Origin of the sequence: Pseudomonas sp. NPDC079367, from assembly GCF_044542195.1 — a bacterium.
Taxonomy (GTDB): domain Bacteria; phylum Pseudomonadota; class Gammaproteobacteria; order Pseudomonadales; family Pseudomonadaceae; genus Aquipseudomonas.
Window position 1 is genome coordinate 34718 of record NZ_JBITTW010000041.1, and the last position, 16903, is coordinate 51620.

Genomic DNA, 16903 nt, shown 5'->3' on the forward strand with positions numbered 1-16903 from the left:
AAATAAACCACAAACTATATAAGACCAACTAGATGCGTGAGGCACAAAACGAGGTCAGATGTAAATAATGAAGCCAGGAATAATAAGATGGCATTGAAATCCCCCGCGTTTCGTAAAAAATTTCCATTGTTGGTAACCGGCAGTCTGCTGGCTATGCAACCTCTGGCCAGTCAATTCGTTGTTGCCGCCGAGCAGTATGACTGCTCCGTCTCGGCTACGGGTGGTTGGGACTGTGCGCCCAAGTCGCCCGCCGCGGCGTTGCCGCCGCGTCCGGTGCATGACGGCAGTGCCGTCAGCGTCGCCGGCGAGCCTGTGGCCGACAAGGGTTCCGACGCCGACACTGGCGCGAAAACCGCACTGGTCACCGAAGCCAAGGGCCGCGGCCTGAAATCCCGTAGCGAAGACTACAGTCACCTCGACTGGGTTCCGCGCGAGAAGCTCACCGCCGCCCAACTGGCCGAGACCGGTCCTTACTGCTCTGGCTCCTATATCGAACCGATTCGTCCTGGCATGAATGACAAGACGAATAAAAGTGACGCGCCGACTTTCATCGGTGCCAAAGCGTCGCGTTATGAGCAGGACACACAGGTCGCCAGCCTCGCGGGTGACGTGATCATGCGCCAGGGCAGCATGCAGGTCGAAGCTGACGAGGCCAACCTGTATCAGGCCGAGAGCCGTGGTGAACTGGCCGGCAACGTGCGTATCCGCGACAACGGCGCGCTGATCGTCGGCGACCACGCCGATGTGCAGCTCGACACCGGTGAAGCCAAGGTCGACAACGCTGAATACGTGATGCACAAATCGCGCATCCGCGGTAACGCGCTGTACGCCAAGCGTGCCGAAAACGCGATTATCCGCTTGAAGGACGGCACGTACACCACGTGCGAACCGAACAGCAACGCGTGGCAGCTCAAAGGCAACAACATCACCTTGAACCCGGCGACCGGTTTCGGTACCGCGACCAACGTGACGTTGCGCGTCAAAGACATTCCGATCCTGTACACGCCATACATCTACTTCCCGATCGACGACCGTCGCCAATCGGGCTTCCTGCCGCCGACCATCGGTTCGGGCAGCGACACCGGCTTCATGCTGGTTACCCCTTACTACTTCAACCTGGCGCCAAATTACGACGCCACGTTGTACCCGCGCTACATGAGCAAGCGCGGCATGTTGGTGGAAGGCGAATTCCGCTACCTGACCAAGTCCAGTGAAGGGCAGTTCGGTGCGGCGTACCTCAATGACGAGAACGACGATCGCAAGCTCCAGTCCGACTACAAAGACACTCGCTATATGTACAACTGGCAGCACAAGGGCGGTCTCGACTCCCGTGTGCTCACAGAAGTCGATTACACCAAGATCAGCGATCCGTATTACTTCCAGGATCTGCAAACCGATCAAATTGGCGTGCAAAGCAGCGATTTCGTCAACCAGCAGGGTGCTGTCACTTATCGTGGCGACAGCTATACCGCTCGCTTGAACGCGCAGCAGTACCAGTTGGCTACCGTTTCGAACATCACGCCGTATGGTCGTTTGCCGCAGATCACCTTCAATGGTCAGTTGCCCTACCACCCGGAAGGCCTGAATTTCGATTACGAGACCGAGCTGGTTCGTTTTGATCGTGATCTGCGTGACGGTGACTTCATCAATGAGGATGGCTTTGCCGAGCGTCGGCTGGATAGAAACATCACCGGCCTGGCTCGCGCCAACGGTGATCGCTTGAATCTGAAGCCGGGCGTCAGCCTGCCGATGAACTGGACGTATGGCTTCCTCAAGCCATCGTTGAAGTATCAGTACACGCAGTATCAGCTTGATCTGGACAGCACCGGCAAATCGCAGATCGATGCGATGAGCGCAGAACAGAAGAAGCTCAACGGCGAATTCGATAGCAACCAGAACCGTGGCGTTCCAATCGCCAGCATCGACAGCGGCTTGTACTTCGACCGCAACACCTCGTATTTCGGTAAAAACTACCGTCAGACCCTGGAACCGCGCCTGTTCTACCTCTATGTGCCTGAGGTTGATCAGGAAGACATTCCTGTGTTCGATACCAGCGAAACGACGTTCAACTACTCGTCGCTATTCCGTGACAACCGCTTTACCGGCGCCGACCGTGTCGGTGACGAAAACAAGCTGTCGCTGGGCGTGACCAGTCGCTGGATTGAAGACAACGGTTTCGAGCGCCAGCGCATCAGCGTCGGCCAGGCTCTGTACTTCAAGGATCGCAAGGTTCAACTGCCGGGCATCGCGTTCAACGATCGTGACGACGCCAAATCCGACGTTTCGCCTTACGCGCTGGAATACGAATACCGCTGGAACCGCGACTGGCGCACCACCGCCGACTACAACTGGGATCCGGACAGCCGCAGCCCACGCTCCGGCAGTGCGATGTTCCACTATCAGCCGGAAGACAACCCGAACAAGGTGGTCAACGTCGGTTATCGCTATCGCAACGACCAGGTCCGTTACGACCAGAACACCGGTAAGTGGACAGTGGGCGGTGGCGACTACGGCACCCCGGGTCAACCTGGCTACGTGAAGGACTACTACAAGATCCAGCAGCATGACTTCTCGGTCATCTGGCCAATCGTTCCACAGTGGAACGCGATCAGCCGCTGGCAGTATGACTACAACCGCAATCGCACGCTGGAAGCCTTCGGTGGTTTCGAATACGACAACTGCTGCTGGAAACTGCGCCTGATCAACCGTTACTGGGTCGCCTATGACGAAAACAGTCAGAACGCCCCGGAAAACGAAAAAGGCGACCATGGCATCTTCCTCCAAATTGTTCTGAAGGGACTCGGCGGCCTGACTGGCGCCAAGGTAGAGAGCTTCCTCGACAAAGGCATCCAAGGTTATCGTGAACGTGAAGACCAAGCTTTCTGATTGTCTGCGCCCGCTGCTGCTGGGCGCGCTGTTCCTGGGTACGTCGGCCAACGCCGCCGTACAGTCCATCGATAAAGTGGTGGCAATCGTCGACAACGACGTGGTCATGCAGAGCCAACTGGACCAGCGCGTTCACGAAGTTCAGCAGACCATTGCCAAGCGCGGTGGTGGCTTGCCGCCTCCGGGCGTGCTGGATCAACAGGTGCTTGAGCGCCTGATCGTTGAAAACCTGCAACTGCAGATCGGCGAACGTTCCGGCATTCGCATCACCGACGAAGAGCTCAATCAGGCCGTCGGTACCATTGCCCAGCGCAACAACATGACGGTTGATCAGTTTCGTGCAGCGCTGGCGCGTGATGGCCTGAACTATGACGACGCCCGTGATCAGATCAAACGCGAAATGATCATCAGCCGTGTACGTCAGCGTCGTGTCGCCGAGCGCATTCAGGTCTCCGAGCAGGAAGTGAAGAACTTCCTCGCCTCCGACCTGGGCAAGATGCAACTGTCCGAAGAACTGCACCTGGCCAACATCCTGATTCCGACGCCGGAAAGCGCCAACTCCGAAGCGATTCAAAGCGCCGCGCGTCAGGCCATGGAGGTTTACCAGCAGCTCAAGCAAGGCGCCGACTTCGGTCAGATGGCCGTGGCCAAATCCGGTAGCGACAACGCACTGGAAGGCGGCGACATGGGCTGGCGTAAACCCGCACAACTGCCACCGCCGTTCGACCGCGAGTTGAGCAGCATGGCCGTCGGCGACATCACTCAACCTGCACGGACGCCGGGCGGTTTCATCATTCTGAAGCTGCTGGGCAAGCGCGGCGGCGAAGCGCAGATGCGCGACGAAGTGCATGTCCGCCACATCCTGGTCAAGCCAAGCCCGATCCGCGACGAAGCCAAGACCAAGGCGCTGGTGCAGTCGTTGTACGACCGCATCACCGCTGGCGAAGACTTTGCCGAACTGGCGAAAAACTACTCGGAAGATCCGGGTTCGGCGCTCAACGGCGGCGACCTGAACTGGATCGACCCGAACGTGCTGGTACCGGAGTTCCGCGAAGTGATGGCCTCGACGCCACAAGGTCAGCTGTCGAAGCCTTTCCAGACCCAATACGGCTGGCACGTACTGGAAGTCCTTGGCCGTCGCGCCACTGACAGCACCGAACAGGCCCGTGAGCAGCAAGCCATGACCGTACTGCGTAACCGCAAATACGACGAAGAGCTGCAAACCTGGCTGCGTCAGATACGTGACGAAGCGTACGTAGTGATCAAACTCCCTGGTGCAGACCAGGCAGCGCAGTGAAACCCAAGCGTTTCGCGCTGACACCCGGCGAACCGGCCGGCATAGGTCCCGACCTGTGCCTGCTGCTCGCCTCGCAAGCCCAGCCCCATCCCCTGATTGCCATCACCAGCCGCGACCTGCTCCTTGAGCGGGCCGCGCAGCTGGGGCTGGCCATCAACTTGCTGGATGTCGCGCCCGGGCAGTGGCCTGACCTTCCGGCGCCGGTTGGCAGTCTTTACGTCTGGGACACACCGCTCAGCGCACAGGTGATCGCCGGGCAACTGGACAAGGCCAACGCGGCGTTTGTTCTCGAGACCCTGACTCGCGCCGGCAACGGCTGCCTGAACGGCGACTTCGCCGGGATGATCACTGCGCCGGTGCACAAAGGCGTGATCAACGAATCTGGCATCGCCTTCTCCGGACACACCGAATTCCTCGCCGACCTGACCCAGACTGCGCAAGTGGTAATGATGCTTGCGACTCGCGGACTTCGCGTGGCACTGGTGACCACCCACCTGCCCCTGCGCGAGATCGCCGATGCGATCACCCCCGAGCGCCTCGAGCGGGTCACGCGAATTCTGCACGCCGACCTGCAAGAGAAATTCGGCATTGCCCGGCCGCGCATTCTGGTCTGCGGACTCAACCCGCACGCTGGTGAAGGCGGCCATCTGGGCCATGAAGAAATCGACATCATCGAACCGACATTAGAGCGCCTGCGCGGCGAGGGCATGGACCTTCGTGGCCCGCTGCCTGCCGACACTCTGTTTACCCCCAAATATCTGGAGCACTGCGATGCAGTGCTGGCGATGTACCACGATCAGGGCTTGCCCGTGCTCAAGTACAAAGGCTTTGGCGCTGCGGTCAACGTGACGCTGGGCCTGCCGATCATCCGCACATCGGTCGACCATGGCACAGCCCTGGATCTGGCCGGCAGCGGCAGGATCGACACCGGCAGCCTGCAAGTCGCGCTGGAAACCGCCTACCAGATGGCCGAGACCCGTTTATGAACGAGCAATACCAACACAAGGCGCGCAAACGCTTTGGCCAGAATTTCCTGCACGATGCCGGCGTTATCGACCGCATCCTGCGCTCCATTCACGCAAAGCCTGACGACCGCCTGCTCGAAATCGGCCCCGGCCAGGGCGCCCTGACTCAAGGTTTGCTGGGCTCCGGCGCGCAACTCGACGTAGTGGAACTGGACAAGGATCTGATCCCGATCCTCAACCAGCAGTTTGCCGGCATGAGCAATTTCAATCTGCATCAGGGTGATGCGCTGAAATTTGACTTCAACACGCTGAACGCCGCACCGAACAGCCTGCGCGTGGTCGGTAACCTGCCGTACAACATCTCCACGCCACTGATTTTTCATCTGTTGAACAACGCCGGCATCATCCGCGACATGCACTTCATGTTGCAGAAAGAAGTGGTCGAGCGCCTGGCGGCAGGCCCGGGTGGCGGTGACTGGGGGCGTTTGTCAATCATGGTTCAGTACCATTGCCGCGTCGAACACCTGTTCAATGTCGGCCCCGGCGCGTTCAATCCGCCGCCGAAAGTCGACTCGGCAATCGTTCGTCTGGTGCCGCACGCAGTGCTACCGCACCCGGCCAAGGATCACAAGTTGCTCGAGCGCGTTGTGCGCGAAGCCTTCAATCAGCGCCGCAAAACCTTGCGAAATACCCTCAAGCAATTGCTCAGCAATGCCGAAATCGAAGCCGCCGGCGTCGATGGCAGCCTGCGTCCCGAGCAACTGGATCTGGCCGCATTCGTACGCCTGGCGGACCAGCTCGCGATACAGGTCCCGGCAGCTCCCGCCGCCGACTGAGCCGCGATGAACGCTATCGGGCAGCACACCACTCTGGTTTACTGCCCGATACTTGCCTAGACTGATTCCCCATCAGCTACGCCCCGCGTTCCGCTTCATAAGGCCTTCTTGCATGTCCGATTCCCGTTATCAGGTCGATGTCAGCGTCGTCACCCACTATCTGGCAGACCAATCGCAACCCGAACAAGACCGTTTCGCCTTCGCTTACACCATTACCGTGCAGAACAACGGCGAGATTGCGGCCAAGCTTCTCTCCCGGCATTGGGTGATTACCGATGGCGATGGCCATGTAGAAGAAGTACGCGGTGAAGGTGTCGTCGGGCAGAAGCCGCTGATCGCCGCAGGCGAAAGCCACACGTATACCAGTGGCACGGTGATGACCACCAAGGTCGGCACCATGCAAGGCACCTATCAAATGCTCGCCGATGACGGCAAGCGTTTCGACGCGATCATCAAACCGTTTCGCCTCGCCGTACCGGGAGCCTTGCACTGATGACGACATACGCGGTCGGTGACCTGCAAGGCTGCCTCGAACCGCTCAAATGCCTGCTCAAGCAAGTGGCCTTCGAACCGGCGCTGGATCGCCTGTGGCTGGTGGGCGATTTGGTCAACCGAGGTCCGCAGTCGCTGGACACCCTGCGCTTTCTTTACCAGATGCGTGAGTCTCTGGTGTGCGTGCTCGGCAATCATGATCTGCATCTGCTGGCCGCTGCGAAGAAAATCGAGCGATTGAAGAAAAGCGACACTTTGCGCGAGATCATCGAGGCGCCGGATGGCCCGCAACTGATGGAATGGCTGCGCCAGCAGAAGCTGATGCATTACGACGAAACGCGCGACGTGGCCATGGTTCACGCTGGCATCCCGCCGCAATGGTCGCTGCGCCGTGCCTTGAAGTGCGCCGCAGAAGTCGAGGCCGCACTGCGCGACGACAACGTGTTCCCCGCCTACCTCGACGGCATGTACGGCAACGAGCCGGTGAAGTGGGACAACGATCTCAAAGGCATCGATCGTCTGCGGGTGATCACCAATTACTTCACGCGCATGCGCTTTTGCACCGCCGAGGGCAAGCTTGACCTCAAGAGCAAGGAAGGCCTGGACAGCGCCCCGCCCGGCTACAAGCCATGGTTTCAGCACAAGGAGCGCAAGACCCGCGGCCTGCGCATCATCTTCGGTCACTGGGCAGCGCTCGAGGGCAATATCCACGAGCCGGGGATTTCGGCGCTGGACACCGGATGTGTATGGGGCGGCAGCCTGACGCTGATGAACGTTGACAGCGGCGAACGTTTGTCATGCAAATGCGATGAGCACGGCGGGCTAATGCCATCAGTCGCACCACCCTCCCCTGACAATTCGCCCGCCAACGTCTCGCGTTAGACTGCGCCTTCAGTTGAGCAACAGGAACTTAGTCATGACCGAATTCAAACGAATCCCTCCGGAACAAGCGCAGGCCCTGCGTGAACAAGGCGCCGTCGTCGTTGACGTGCGCGATCCGGCAACCTTTGCCGCGCTGCATATCAGCGGCTCGAAGCATCTCGATAACCATTCGCTGCACGCGTTCATTCAAGGCGCCGACCTTGATGCCCCGACCGTCGTGGTCTGCTACCACGGCAATTCCAGCCAGGGCGCAGCCGCCTATCTGGTCAGTCAGGGCTTCTCCGATGTTTACAGCATGGACGGCGGCTTTGAGCTGTGGCGTGCGACCTATCCGTCGGAAACCGCGCAAGGCACCGCCGAATAATTTTTTTGCGCGGCGCAGGCCCCGGCTGCCGTGGGCCCGCGCGCGGCAGACGAACGGTCTGCCATAACTAATTACGTATCTCGCCTTTACCTCTCGAATTCCCAACTATCCTTAAGCGCAGGCCATCCAAAACAGGGGAGAGCCGGTACACCGGCGCGCGGGTCATCGGGAGTAGCTTTTACGGTTTGTCGACCGTGGAAGAATTCTGGGGGGTAAACAGCAGGTGCCATAGCGACTGCTGCCAGCATCGACTGAGTGATCCGGCGTCGGCTCCACGTATCGAGCGAGGTGACGTCATGAGTATCTTTAGCCACTTCCAACAACGCTTCGAATCCACACGCCAGGAAGAACTCTCTCTGCAGGAGTACCTGGAGCTGTGCAAAAAAGATCGCAGCGCCTACGTTTCCGCCGCCGAGCGTCTATTGATGGCGATCGGGGAACCGGAACTGCTCGACACTTCGACCAATTCGAGGCTGTCGCGCATCTTCTCCAACAAGGTGATCCGCCGCTATCCGGCCTTTGAAGACTTCCATGGGATGGAAGAATGCATCGATCAGATCGTCTCGTATTTCCGCCACGCCGCCCAAGGCCTGGAAGAGAAGAAACAGATCCTCTACCTGCTCGGCCCCGTAGGCGGCGGTAAATCGTCCCTGGCCGAGAAGCTGAAGCAACTGATGGAAAAAGTGCCCTTCTATGCCATCAAGGGCTCGCCGGTCTTCGAATCGCCTCTGGGTCTGTTCAACGCCACCGAAGATGGCGCGATCCTCGAGGAAGATTTCGGCATTCCACGGCGCTACCTGAACACCATCATGTCGCCTTGGGCGACCAAGCGCCTGGCCGAATTCGGCGGCGACATCAGTCAGTTCCGCGTGGTCAAACTGTACCCGTCGATCCTCAATCAGATCGCTGTCGCCAAGACCGAGCCCGGTGACGAGAACAACCAGGACATCTCGGCGCTGGTCGGCAAGGTTGATATCCGCAAACTCGAAGAATTCCCGCAGAACGACGCTGACGCCTACAGCTACTCCGGTGCGCTGTGCCGGGCCAACCAGGGTCTGATGGAATTCGTCGAAATGTTCAAGGCGCCGATCAAGGTGCTGCACCCTTTGCTGACTGCTACCCAAGAGGGCAACTACAACAGCACCGAAGGCCTCGGCGCGATTCCGTTCACCGGCATCCTGCTGGCTCACTCCAACGAATCGGAGTGGCACACCTTCCGCAACAACAAGAACAACGAAGCGTTCATCGACCGGATCTACATCGTCAAAGTGCCGTACTGCCTGCGCGTCAGTGATGAAGTGAAAATCTACGACAAATTGCTGTTCAACAGTTCCTTGTCGAAGGCGCACTGCGCACCGGATACCTTGAAGATGCTTGCGCAGTTCACCGTACTGTCGCGCCTCAAGGAACCGGAAAACTCCAACATCTATTCGAAGATGCGCGTTTACGACGGCGAAAACCTCAAGGACACCGATCCGAAGGCCAAGTCGATTCAAGAGTATCGGGATTCGGCCGGTGTCGACGAAGGCATGAACGGCCTGTCGACTCGCTTCGCCTTCAAGATCCTCTCCAAAGTGTTCAACTTCGATCCGCACGAAATCGCCGCCAACCCGGTGCACCTGCTCTATGTGCTGGAGCAACAGATCGAACAGGAACAATTTCAGGCCGAAACCCGGGAGCGTTATCTGCGCTATCTGAAGGAATACCTGGCACCGCGCTACATCGAGTTCATCGGCAAGGAAATCCAGACTGCTTACCTCGAGTCCTACAGCGAATACGGTCAGAACATCTTCGATCGCTACGTGCTGTACGCGGATTTCTGGATCCAGGATCAGGAGTATCGCGACCCGGAAACCGGCGAGATCCTCAATCGCGTGGCCCTGAACGAAGAACTGGAGAAAATCGAAAAACCGGCCGGCATCAGCAATCCCAAGGATTTCCGCAACGAAATCGTCAACTTCGTCCTGCGCGCCAGGGCCAACAACAACGGCAAGAACCCGACCTGGCTCAGCTACGAAAAACTGCGGGTGGTCATCGAGAAGAAAATGTTCTCCAACACCGAAGACCTGCTGCCCGTCATCAGCTTCAATGCCAAGGCCAGCAAGGAGGACCAACAGAAACACAACGACTTCGTTACGCGAATGGTCGAACGTGGCTACACCGATAAACAGGTACGCCTGCTGTCTGAATGGTACCTGCGGGTCCGCAAGTCGCAGTGAGGCAGCTGCAAGCTTCCAGCTACAAGCTGCAAGAAAAAAGCGTGTAAACCGAAGTTTTTTCGGGATCGGCTTCGACTTGCAGCTTGCGGCTCAAAACTTGAAGCTCCCCGGAGGGGCCTATGAGCTATGTGATCGACCGACGCCTCAATGGCAAGAACAAAAGCACGGTGAACCGTCAGCGTTTTCTGCGACGCTACCGTGACCACATCAAGAAGGCTGTCGAAGAGGCAGTCAGCCGCCGCTCCATCACCGATATGGAGCATGGTGAACAGATCAGCATTCCCGGTCGCGATATCGACGAGCCGGTGCTTCACCATGGTCGCGGCGGCAAGCAGACCGTTGTGCATCCCGGCAACAAGGAATTCACCGCCGGTGAACATATCGCCCGCCCCCCGGGAGGCGGTGGTGGCCGCGGTCCGGGCAAAGCCGGTAATTCCGGCGAAGGCATGGACGAGTTCGTCTTCCAGATAACCCAGGAAGAATTCCTCGAATTCATGTTCGAAGACCTTGAACTGCCGAACCTGGTCAAACGCAACCTGACCGGCACCGACACGTTCAAAACCGTACGCGCGGGGATCAGCAACGAAGGCAACCCGTCGCGGATCAACATCATTCGAACCTTGCGTTCAGCCCATGCGCGCCGCATTGCGCTGTCCGGCAGCAGCCGCGCGAAACTGCGCGAAGCCAAGGAAGAGCTGGCACGACTCAAGCGCGAAGAGCCAGACAACTTCGGCGATATTCAGGAACTGGAAGCCGAAATCGAGAAGCTCAGCGCGCGCATACACCGCGTGCCGTTCCTTGATACCTTCGACTTGAAATACAACTTGCTGGTCAAGCAACCGAACCCAAGCTCCAAAGCGGTGATGTTCTGCCTCATGGATGTCTCCGGCTCGATGACCCAGGCGACCAAGGACATCGCCAAGCGCTTTTTCATCCTGCTGTACCTGTTTCTCAAGCGTAATTACGACAAGATTGACGTGGTGTTCATCCGCCACCACACCAGCGCCCGGGAAGTCGATGAAGAAGAGTTTTTCTATTCCCGCGAAACCGGCGGCACCATCGTTTCCAGCGCCTTGAAGCTGATGCAGGAAATCATGGCCGAGCGCTATCCGAGCAATGAGTGGAATATCTACGCAGCTCAAGCCTCCGACGGCGACAACTGGAACGACGACTCGCCGATCTGCCGCGACATTCTGATCAACCAGATCATGCCGTTTGTGCAGTACTACACTTATGTGGAGATTACGCCGCGCGAACATCAGGCCCTGTGGTACGAGTACGAACGCATCGCCGAAGCCTTCTCTGACACATTTGCCCAACAGCAACTGGTCTCGGCCGGAGATATCTATCCGGTCTTCCGTGAACTCTTCCAGCGCAGGTTAGTGACATGACCGCCAAAGAGCAGAAGCGCCAACCCATTTCCACCGGCTCCGAATGGACGTTCGAGCTGATCCAGACCTACGACCGCGAGATAGCCAGGATCGCGGCACGCTATGCGCTGGATACCTACCCCAACCAGATCGAAGTGATTACCGCCGAGCAAATGATGGATGCCTATGCTTCGGTGGGCATGCCGCTGGGCTATCACCACTGGTCCTACGGCAAGCACTTCCTTAGTACCGAAAAATCCTACAGCCGTGGGCAGATGGGCCTGGCCTACGAGATCGTGATCAACTCGGACCCTTGCATCGCCTATCTGATGGAAGAAAACACCATCTGCATGCAGGCGCTGGTGGTGGCGCATGCCTGCTATGGCCACAACAGCTTTTTCAAGGGCAATTACCTGTTCCGCACCTGGACCGACGCCAGCTCGATCATCGATTACCTGGTATTCGCCAAGCAGTACATCATGCAGTGCGAGGAGCGCCACGGCATCGATGCCGTGGAAGACCTGCTCGACTCCTGTCATGCGCTGATGAACTATGGTGTCGACCGCTACAAGCGTCCTTACCCGATCTCCGCCGAAGAAGAGCGGCGCCGGCAGAAGGATCGCGAAGAGCACCTGCAGAAGCAGATCAACGATCTGTGGCGCACCATTCCCAAAGGTGCGGACAAGTACAGCGACAAGGACAACGCCCGATTCCCGGCCGAGCCGCAGGAAAACATCCTCTATTTCATCGAGAAACACGCACCGCTGCTGGAACCCTGGCAGCGCGAGATCGTGCGGATCGTGCGCAAGATCGCTCAGTATTTCTATCCCCAGCGCCAGACCCAGGTCATGAACGAAGGCTGGGCGACGTTCTGGCATTACACGCTGATGAATGACCTGTATGACGAAGGCCTGGTCACCGACGGTTTCATGATGGAGTTCCTCACCTCGCATACCAGCGTGGTGTTCCAGCCCGGGTTCGATAGCCCGTACTACAGTGGCATCAACCCCTACGCGCTGGGTTTCGCCATGTATCGTGACATCCGCCGCATGTGCGAAGACCCTACCGAAGAGGATCGCCGCTGGTTCCCGGACATCGCGGGCTCCGACTGGCTGTCGACCATCAAGTTCGCCATGAGCAGTTTCAAGGATGAGAGCTTCATCCTGCAGTACCTATCCCCCAAGGTGATCCGCGATCTGAAGCTGTTCAGCATTCTCGATGACGACCAGAAAGACGACCTGCTGGTGCCGGCCATCCATGATGAGGGCGGCTACCGGATCATCCGGGAAACCCTGGCCGCGCAGTACAACCTCGGCAATCGTGAGCCGAACGTGCAGATCTACAGCATTGATCGGCGCGGCGATCGCTCGCTGACCCTGCGCCATCAGCAACACGACCGCAAACCGTTGGGTGATTCAACCGACGAAGTGCTCAAGCATTTGCATCGGCTATGGGGCTTCGACATTCATCTGGAAACCCTGCAAGGCGACCAGATCATGAAAACCCATCACGTGCCGCCACGCAGTGAACACAGCGAGGGCGATTACGGCCGGCTCGATCTGGCCGTGATTCATCTTTGATCCGGTTCTGGCCTCCGAAAGTCTGACGCAAGGGTTATCCTGTCGGACTGACGGAGGTTTTTTATGCAGGTTTACAAGGTTGGCGGCGCAGTACGTGATCGCCTGTTGGGTTTGCCGGTCACTGATGTTGACCGGGTCGTGGTGGGCGCCACCACTGAAGAAATGCTCGCCAAGGGGTTTCGCCCGGTCGGCGCGGATTTCCCGGTGTTTCTGCACCCGAAAACCGGTGAGGAATACGCCCTCGCCCGCACCGAGCGCAAAAGCGGTCGCGGTTACGGAGGTTTCACCTTCTATGCAAGTCCCGAAGTCACGCTTGAAGAAGACCTGATTCGCCGCGACCTGACGATCAATGCCATGGCCGAGGACGATCAGCTCAACCTGACAGACCCGTATCATGGTCAGCGCGACCTCGAAGCACGAATTCTGCGCCATGTTTCCCCGGCATTCGCCGAAGATCCGCTGCGAGTACTGCGCGTTGCCCGTTTCGCCGCGCGTTATGCCGGCCTGGGCTTCACGGTTGCCGACGAGACCATGGGCCTGATGCGTCAGCTCAGCGAATCCGGCGAACTGCAGGCCCTGACTGCCGAACGCAGCTGGAAGGAAATCTCTCGTGCATTGATGGAAAACCACCCACAGGTATTCATCCAAGTGTTGCGTGACTGTGGCGCCCTGAGAGTGCTGATGCCGGAAGTCGACGCCTTGTTCGGCGTACCGCAGCCGGAGACCCATCATCCGGAAACCGACACGGGACTGCACACTCTGAGCGTGCTGGAGCAATCATCCTTGCACAAGCAGCCGCTGACGGTGCGCTGGGCCTGCCTGCTGCATGACCTCGGCAAAGGCCTGACTCCGGAAGAAGACTGGCCTCGGCATATCGCTCATGAGCACACCGGTCTTAAATTGATCAAAGCGGTCAACGAGCGCTTCAAGGTGCCCAAGGATTGTCAGGAACTGGCGCTGCTGGTCGGGCAGTACCACACCCATGGGCACCGGGCGCTGGAGTTGAACGCCTCGACGCTATTGGAGTTGCTGCAGAGTTTCGATGTCTATCGGCGACCGCAGCGCTTCGAGGAGTTCATCGCTGCGTGCGAGATGGATGCGCGTGGCCGCAAGGGCTTGGAGCAGCAAAGTTACCCACAGGCGGATTATTTACGCGGAGCCGCAACCGCTGCGCGCGGGGTAGCAGTGCAGCCATTGCTGGCGAAGGGCTTCAAAGGGCCGGAATTGGGCGAAGCGCTGAAGCGTGAGCGGCTGAAAGCATTGCAGATCTACAAAGACAACGCCTGAAGCAAGATCAAAAGATCGTCCGAAGGCTCGGGCCGCGATCGGACGATCTTTTGCTTTAAAGATTCGACGGAGTCAATTGCTGCCCATTCCATTCGAATGCAACCGGCGCCAACACCTGATCAATTTGCGCCTCAGCCCACAACGTCACAAAGCTCTTGCCCACCCCCGGATGCACCCGATCCGGCGCAATCAACGACAGCGGCCACAGCACAAAAGCATTTTTCAGGATTTCCGCCCGCGGCAGTACCAGTCCGTCGAAATTCCCCACCAGATCGCCATACAGCAACACGTCGATGTCCAGCGGCAGGCCCTTGCGATCCGGGGCATAACGACCATTGTCCGCCTCGATGAATTTCAAGCGGCGATCCAGCTCCATTAGCGACAGATCAGTGTAGGCAGAGACAACGAAATTGAAGAACGGCCCGCTCTTGATGCCGACCGGCTGGCTCTCGAACACCGCCGAACATCGGATATCCACCAGAAATTTGGCCAGCGCGTCGAGCCCGGCGCGCAAATGCGTTTCGCGCTCGATATTGCTACCGAGCCCGAGATAGACCTGAGTCAGCGACATCCGCGCTCGATCTCCACACCCACACCGCCCTTGGCCGCCGGCACCGCGCCCGGCTTGGTCAGTTTAAGCCGCACCCAGGTGATCTTGAATTCGGCCATGAGCACTTCAACCAGACGCTCGGCAAAGGTCTCGACCAATTGGAACTGCGCCTGCTCGGCAAAGGCCTGAATGCGCGCGGAGACACTGGCGTAATCGAGCGCCTGGGTCAGGTCGTCACCGGCGGCGGCCGGACGATTGTCCCAGGCAAAGCTCAGATCAAGCCGCAGACACTGACGGATGCTGCGCTCCCAGTCGTAGGCACCGATCACGGTGTCGACTTCCAGGCCCTCGATAAACACTCTGTCCAAGCACTTCTCTCCGCTGCACGACAAGGGCGCGATGCGCCGTTAGAATCAGGGCGTCCTCGCCCGGAATAGTTAGCATGTTTTGGTTACTGGCGATTCTCGCCTACCTGCTCGGCTCGCTGTCCTTCGCCATTTTGCTCAGCCGCCTGACCGGAAATCCCGATCCGCGAATGAGTGGCTCGGGTAATGCCGGCGCCACCAACATGCTGCGCCTGGCCGGTCGCAAACTGGCGATCCTGACCCTGCTCGGTGATCTGTGCAAAGGCCTGCTGCCGGTGCTGATCGCCTCCGGCGCGGGCCTTTCCCTGCAGGATCAGGCCTGGATTGGCGTGTGCGCCGTGATCGGTCACCTGTTCCCTTTGTACTTTCGCTTTCGCGGCGGCAAAGGTGTCGCCACGGCTGCCGGCATGTTGCTCGGCCTGTATCCACCCGCCGCGCTGCTGGCCGGGTGCGCCTGGCTGCTGACGTTCTACCTGACCCGCACCAGTTCACTGGCGGCGCTGATTGCCACGCCACTGACCCTGCCGTTGCTGGCCTGGCAGGAGCCGGAAGCCTTGCTGCCAATGAGCGCGCTGACCTTGCTGATTGTCTGGCGTCACCGCGGCAATCTACGCGACCTGTTTGCCGGGCGCGAACGGCATTTTTAAATGTCGTTCGTGAGCATCGCTGATCACAGTGCCGACAACTGCTCCATCGGCCAGCGTGCCTGCACGGTGATTGCCAGACTTTCCTGCTGGCCGGCTTTCAGGCGCTGGCAACCGGCAAACGCGATCATCGCGCCATTGTCGGTGCAGAACTCCGGGCGCGCGTAGAACACATCACCTTTCATGTCACCGAGCATTTTTTCCAGCGAAACCCGCAACGCCTTGTTGGCGCTGACGCCGCCGGCAATCACCAGCCGCTTCATCCCCGCCTGTTTCAGGGCGCGCTTGCACTTGATGGTCAAAGTCTCCACCACAGCCTGCTGGAACGCCAGCGCGATGTCGCAACGGGCTTGCTCGCCGTCGTCCCCGGCGCTGACACATTGCTGCCAAGTGTTGAGGGCGAAGGTTTTCAGCCCGCTGAAGCTGAAATCCAGCCCTGGGCGATCACACATCGGACGCGGAAAGGTGAAACGTCCTGCGACGCCTTTCTCGGCCAGTTTGGCGATTTCCGGCCCGCCCGGGTAATTCAGGCCCATCATCTTCGCGGTTTTGTCGAAAGCTTCGCCGGCCGCATCGTCGAGCGTCTCGCCGAGCAGGCTGTATTGGCCAATGCCATCGACCTGAACCAGCTGCGTATGCCCACCGGAGACCAACAAAGCGACGAACGGAAATTCAGGCGGTTTCGGCTCCAGCATCGGTGCCAGCAAGTGGCCTTCCATGTGGTGCACACCAAGCGCCGGAATGCCCCAGGCAAACGCCAGCGCCTGTGCGCAGGAAGCACCGACCAGCAACGCGCCGACCAGGCCAGGACCCGCAGTGTAGGCGATTGCATCGATCTCGGTCGGCACGCAGTCGGCCTCGGCCAACACCTGACGGATCAAGGGCAGCATGCGCTTGACGTGGTCACGCGAGGCCAGCTCCGGGACCACACCGCCATAGACGCGGTGCAGGTCGATCTGACTGAACAGTGCGTCCGCCAACAGACCACGCTCACTGTCATACAATGCGACGCCGGTTTCGTCGCAGGAGGTTTCTAATCCCAGTACTAGCATGGGTTTGCGCCTTGTTTAGGCTGAATTCGAAGGCGCGCATGATAGTCGCCACGTGATGCCCCGACCAGCGGTTTTCGATCAGAGGCTTTGCATTCCGAGCGATGAGGGGTTAAC

15 protein-coding genes are annotated in these 16903 nt (G+C 58.9%); 12 read left to right on the forward strand and 3 right to left on the reverse strand.

All coding sequences use genetic code 11. From position 1 onward, the window contains the following. Positions 1 to 87: 87 nt before the first annotated feature. From ACIGDJ_RS23730 to ACIGDJ_RS23780, 11 genes are all read left to right on the forward strand, one after another. Positions 88 to 2886, forward strand: coding sequence for an LPS-assembly protein LptD (locus ACIGDJ_RS23730; protein ID WP_101160878.1), 2799 nt, complete (start codon positions 88 to 90; stop codon positions 2884 to 2886). After that, positions 2861 to 4183, forward strand: a complete 1323-nt coding sequence (gene surA, locus ACIGDJ_RS23735; RefSeq protein ID WP_397504625.1) for a peptidylprolyl isomerase SurA — start codon at positions 2861 to 2863, stop codon at positions 4181 to 4183. Before ACIGDJ_RS23730 ends, surA begins: the two co-directional genes overlap by 26 nt. After that, positions 4180 to 5169, forward strand: coding sequence for a 4-hydroxythreonine-4-phosphate dehydrogenase PdxA (gene pdxA / locus ACIGDJ_RS23740; protein ID WP_101160882.1), 990 nt, complete (start codon positions 4180 to 4182; stop codon positions 5167 to 5169). The genes surA and pdxA overlap by 4 nt, the downstream gene beginning before the upstream one ends. Next, the gene (gene rsmA / locus ACIGDJ_RS23745) at positions 5166 to 5984 is read left to right on the forward strand and encodes a 16S rRNA (adenine(1518)-N(6)/adenine(1519)-N(6))-dimethyltransferase RsmA (protein WP_041476699.1); all 819 of its coding nucleotides are present in this window, start codon (positions 5166 to 5168) and stop codon (positions 5982 to 5984) included. Before pdxA ends, rsmA begins: the two co-directional genes overlap by 4 nt. Before the next feature lie 112 nt (positions 5985 to 6096). Next, positions 6097 to 6477 carry a Co2+/Mg2+ efflux protein ApaG gene (gene apaG / locus ACIGDJ_RS23750; protein WP_101160884.1) on the forward strand — a complete coding sequence of 127 codons (381 nt, stop codon included), beginning with the start codon at positions 6097 to 6099 and terminating at the stop codon, positions 6475 to 6477. After that, positions 6477 to 7358: a symmetrical bis(5'-nucleosyl)-tetraphosphatase gene (locus tag ACIGDJ_RS23755; RefSeq protein ID WP_101160886.1), complete on the forward strand. Its 882-nt coding sequence runs from the start codon at positions 6477 to 6479 to the stop codon at positions 7356 to 7358. The genes apaG and ACIGDJ_RS23755 overlap by 1 nt, the downstream gene beginning before the upstream one ends. A 34-nt stretch (positions 7359 to 7392) precedes the next feature. Next, positions 7393 to 7722, forward strand: coding sequence for a thiosulfate sulfurtransferase GlpE (glpE, locus tag ACIGDJ_RS23760; protein WP_101160888.1), 330 nt, complete (start codon positions 7393 to 7395; stop codon positions 7720 to 7722). A gap of 296 nt (positions 7723 to 8018) precedes the next feature. Continuing rightward, complete coding sequence (locus ACIGDJ_RS23765) at positions 8019 to 9941, forward strand: PrkA family serine protein kinase (protein ID WP_039757710.1); 1923 nt, start codon at positions 8019 to 8021, stop codon at positions 9939 to 9941. Between the two features lie 119 nt (positions 9942 to 10060). Beyond that, a complete protein-coding gene (locus ACIGDJ_RS23770) occupies positions 10061 to 11332 on the forward strand; it encodes a YeaH/YhbH family protein (protein WP_039757709.1) in 1272 nt (423 codons plus the stop codon). Beyond that, positions 11329 to 12891, forward strand: coding sequence for a SpoVR family protein (locus ACIGDJ_RS23775; protein ID WP_397479789.1), 1563 nt, complete (start codon positions 11329 to 11331; stop codon positions 12889 to 12891). The genes ACIGDJ_RS23770 and ACIGDJ_RS23775 overlap by 4 nt, the downstream gene beginning before the upstream one ends. Positions 12892 to 12954: 63 nt before the next feature. After that, entirely contained in the window at positions 12955 to 14178 is a 1224-nt protein-coding gene (locus tag ACIGDJ_RS23780; protein ID WP_397479788.1) for a multifunctional CCA addition/repair protein, read from the forward strand. Positions 14179 to 14233: 55 nt separating this feature from the next. On the opposite strand, the gene folK is transcribed toward ACIGDJ_RS23780, so the two are convergent. Further along, the gene (folK, locus tag ACIGDJ_RS23785) at positions 14234 to 14749 is read right to left on the reverse strand and encodes a 2-amino-4-hydroxy-6-hydroxymethyldihydropteridine diphosphokinase (RefSeq protein WP_397479787.1); all 516 of its coding nucleotides are present in this window, start codon (positions 14747 to 14749) and stop codon (positions 14234 to 14236) included. Beyond that, the gene (folB, locus tag ACIGDJ_RS23790; RefSeq protein ID WP_313005092.1) at positions 14740 to 15096 is read right to left on the reverse strand and encodes a dihydroneopterin aldolase; all 357 of its coding nucleotides are present in this window, start codon (positions 15094 to 15096) and stop codon (positions 14740 to 14742) included. The genes folK and folB overlap by 10 nt, the downstream gene beginning before the upstream one ends. A 74-nt stretch (positions 15097 to 15170) precedes the next feature. Here folB and plsY point away from each other — a divergent pair, with 74 nt between their 5' ends. Then, positions 15171 to 15740 (forward strand): glycerol-3-phosphate 1-O-acyltransferase PlsY, encoded by a 570-nt coding sequence (gene plsY / locus ACIGDJ_RS23795; RefSeq protein WP_101160897.1) that lies wholly within the window; start codon positions 15171 to 15173, stop codon positions 15738 to 15740. Between the two features lie 23 nt (positions 15741 to 15763). Here plsY and tsaD read toward each other — a convergent pair whose 3' ends face one another. Beyond that, positions 15764 to 16789, reverse strand: a complete 1026-nt coding sequence (gene tsaD / locus ACIGDJ_RS23800; RefSeq protein ID WP_039757706.1) for a tRNA (adenosine(37)-N6)-threonylcarbamoyltransferase complex transferase subunit TsaD — start codon at positions 16787 to 16789, stop codon at positions 15764 to 15766. Between the last annotated feature and the right edge of the window lie 114 nt (positions 16790 to 16903).

Coding starts and splice junctions, on each gene's coding strand:
- ACIGDJ_RS23765 (WP_039757710.1), top strand. CDS start 8,019: ATGAGTATCTTTAGCCACTTCCAACAACGCTTCGAATCCACACGCCAG.
- apaG (WP_101160884.1), top strand. CDS start 6,097: ATGTCCGATTCCCGTTATCAGGTCGATGTCAGCGTCGTCACCCACTAT.
- folK (WP_397479787.1), bottom strand. CDS start 14,749: ATGTCGCTGACTCAGGTCTATCTCGGGCTCGGTAGCAATATCGAGCGC.
- tsaD (WP_039757706.1), bottom strand. CDS start 16,789: ATGCTAGTACTGGGATTAGAAACCTCCTGCGACGAAACCGGCGTCGCA.
- plsY (WP_101160897.1), top strand. CDS start 15,171: ATGTTTTGGTTACTGGCGATTCTCGCCTACCTGCTCGGCTCGCTGTCC.
- ACIGDJ_RS23755 (WP_101160886.1), top strand. CDS start 6,477: ATGACGACATACGCGGTCGGTGACCTGCAAGGCTGCCTCGAACCGCTC.
- ACIGDJ_RS23780 (WP_397479788.1), top strand. CDS start 12,955: ATGCAGGTTTACAAGGTTGGCGGCGCAGTACGTGATCGCCTGTTGGGT.
- ACIGDJ_RS23770 (WP_039757709.1), top strand. CDS start 10,061: ATGAGCTATGTGATCGACCGACGCCTCAATGGCAAGAACAAAAGCACG.
- glpE (WP_101160888.1), top strand. CDS start 7,393: ATGACCGAATTCAAACGAATCCCTCCGGAACAAGCGCAGGCCCTGCGT.
- ACIGDJ_RS23775 (WP_397479789.1), top strand. CDS start 11,329: ATGACCGCCAAAGAGCAGAAGCGCCAACCCATTTCCACCGGCTCCGAA.
- rsmA (WP_041476699.1), top strand. CDS start 5,166: ATGAACGAGCAATACCAACACAAGGCGCGCAAACGCTTTGGCCAGAAT.
- ACIGDJ_RS23730 (WP_101160878.1), top strand. CDS start 88: ATGGCATTGAAATCCCCCGCGTTTCGTAAAAAATTTCCATTGTTGGTA.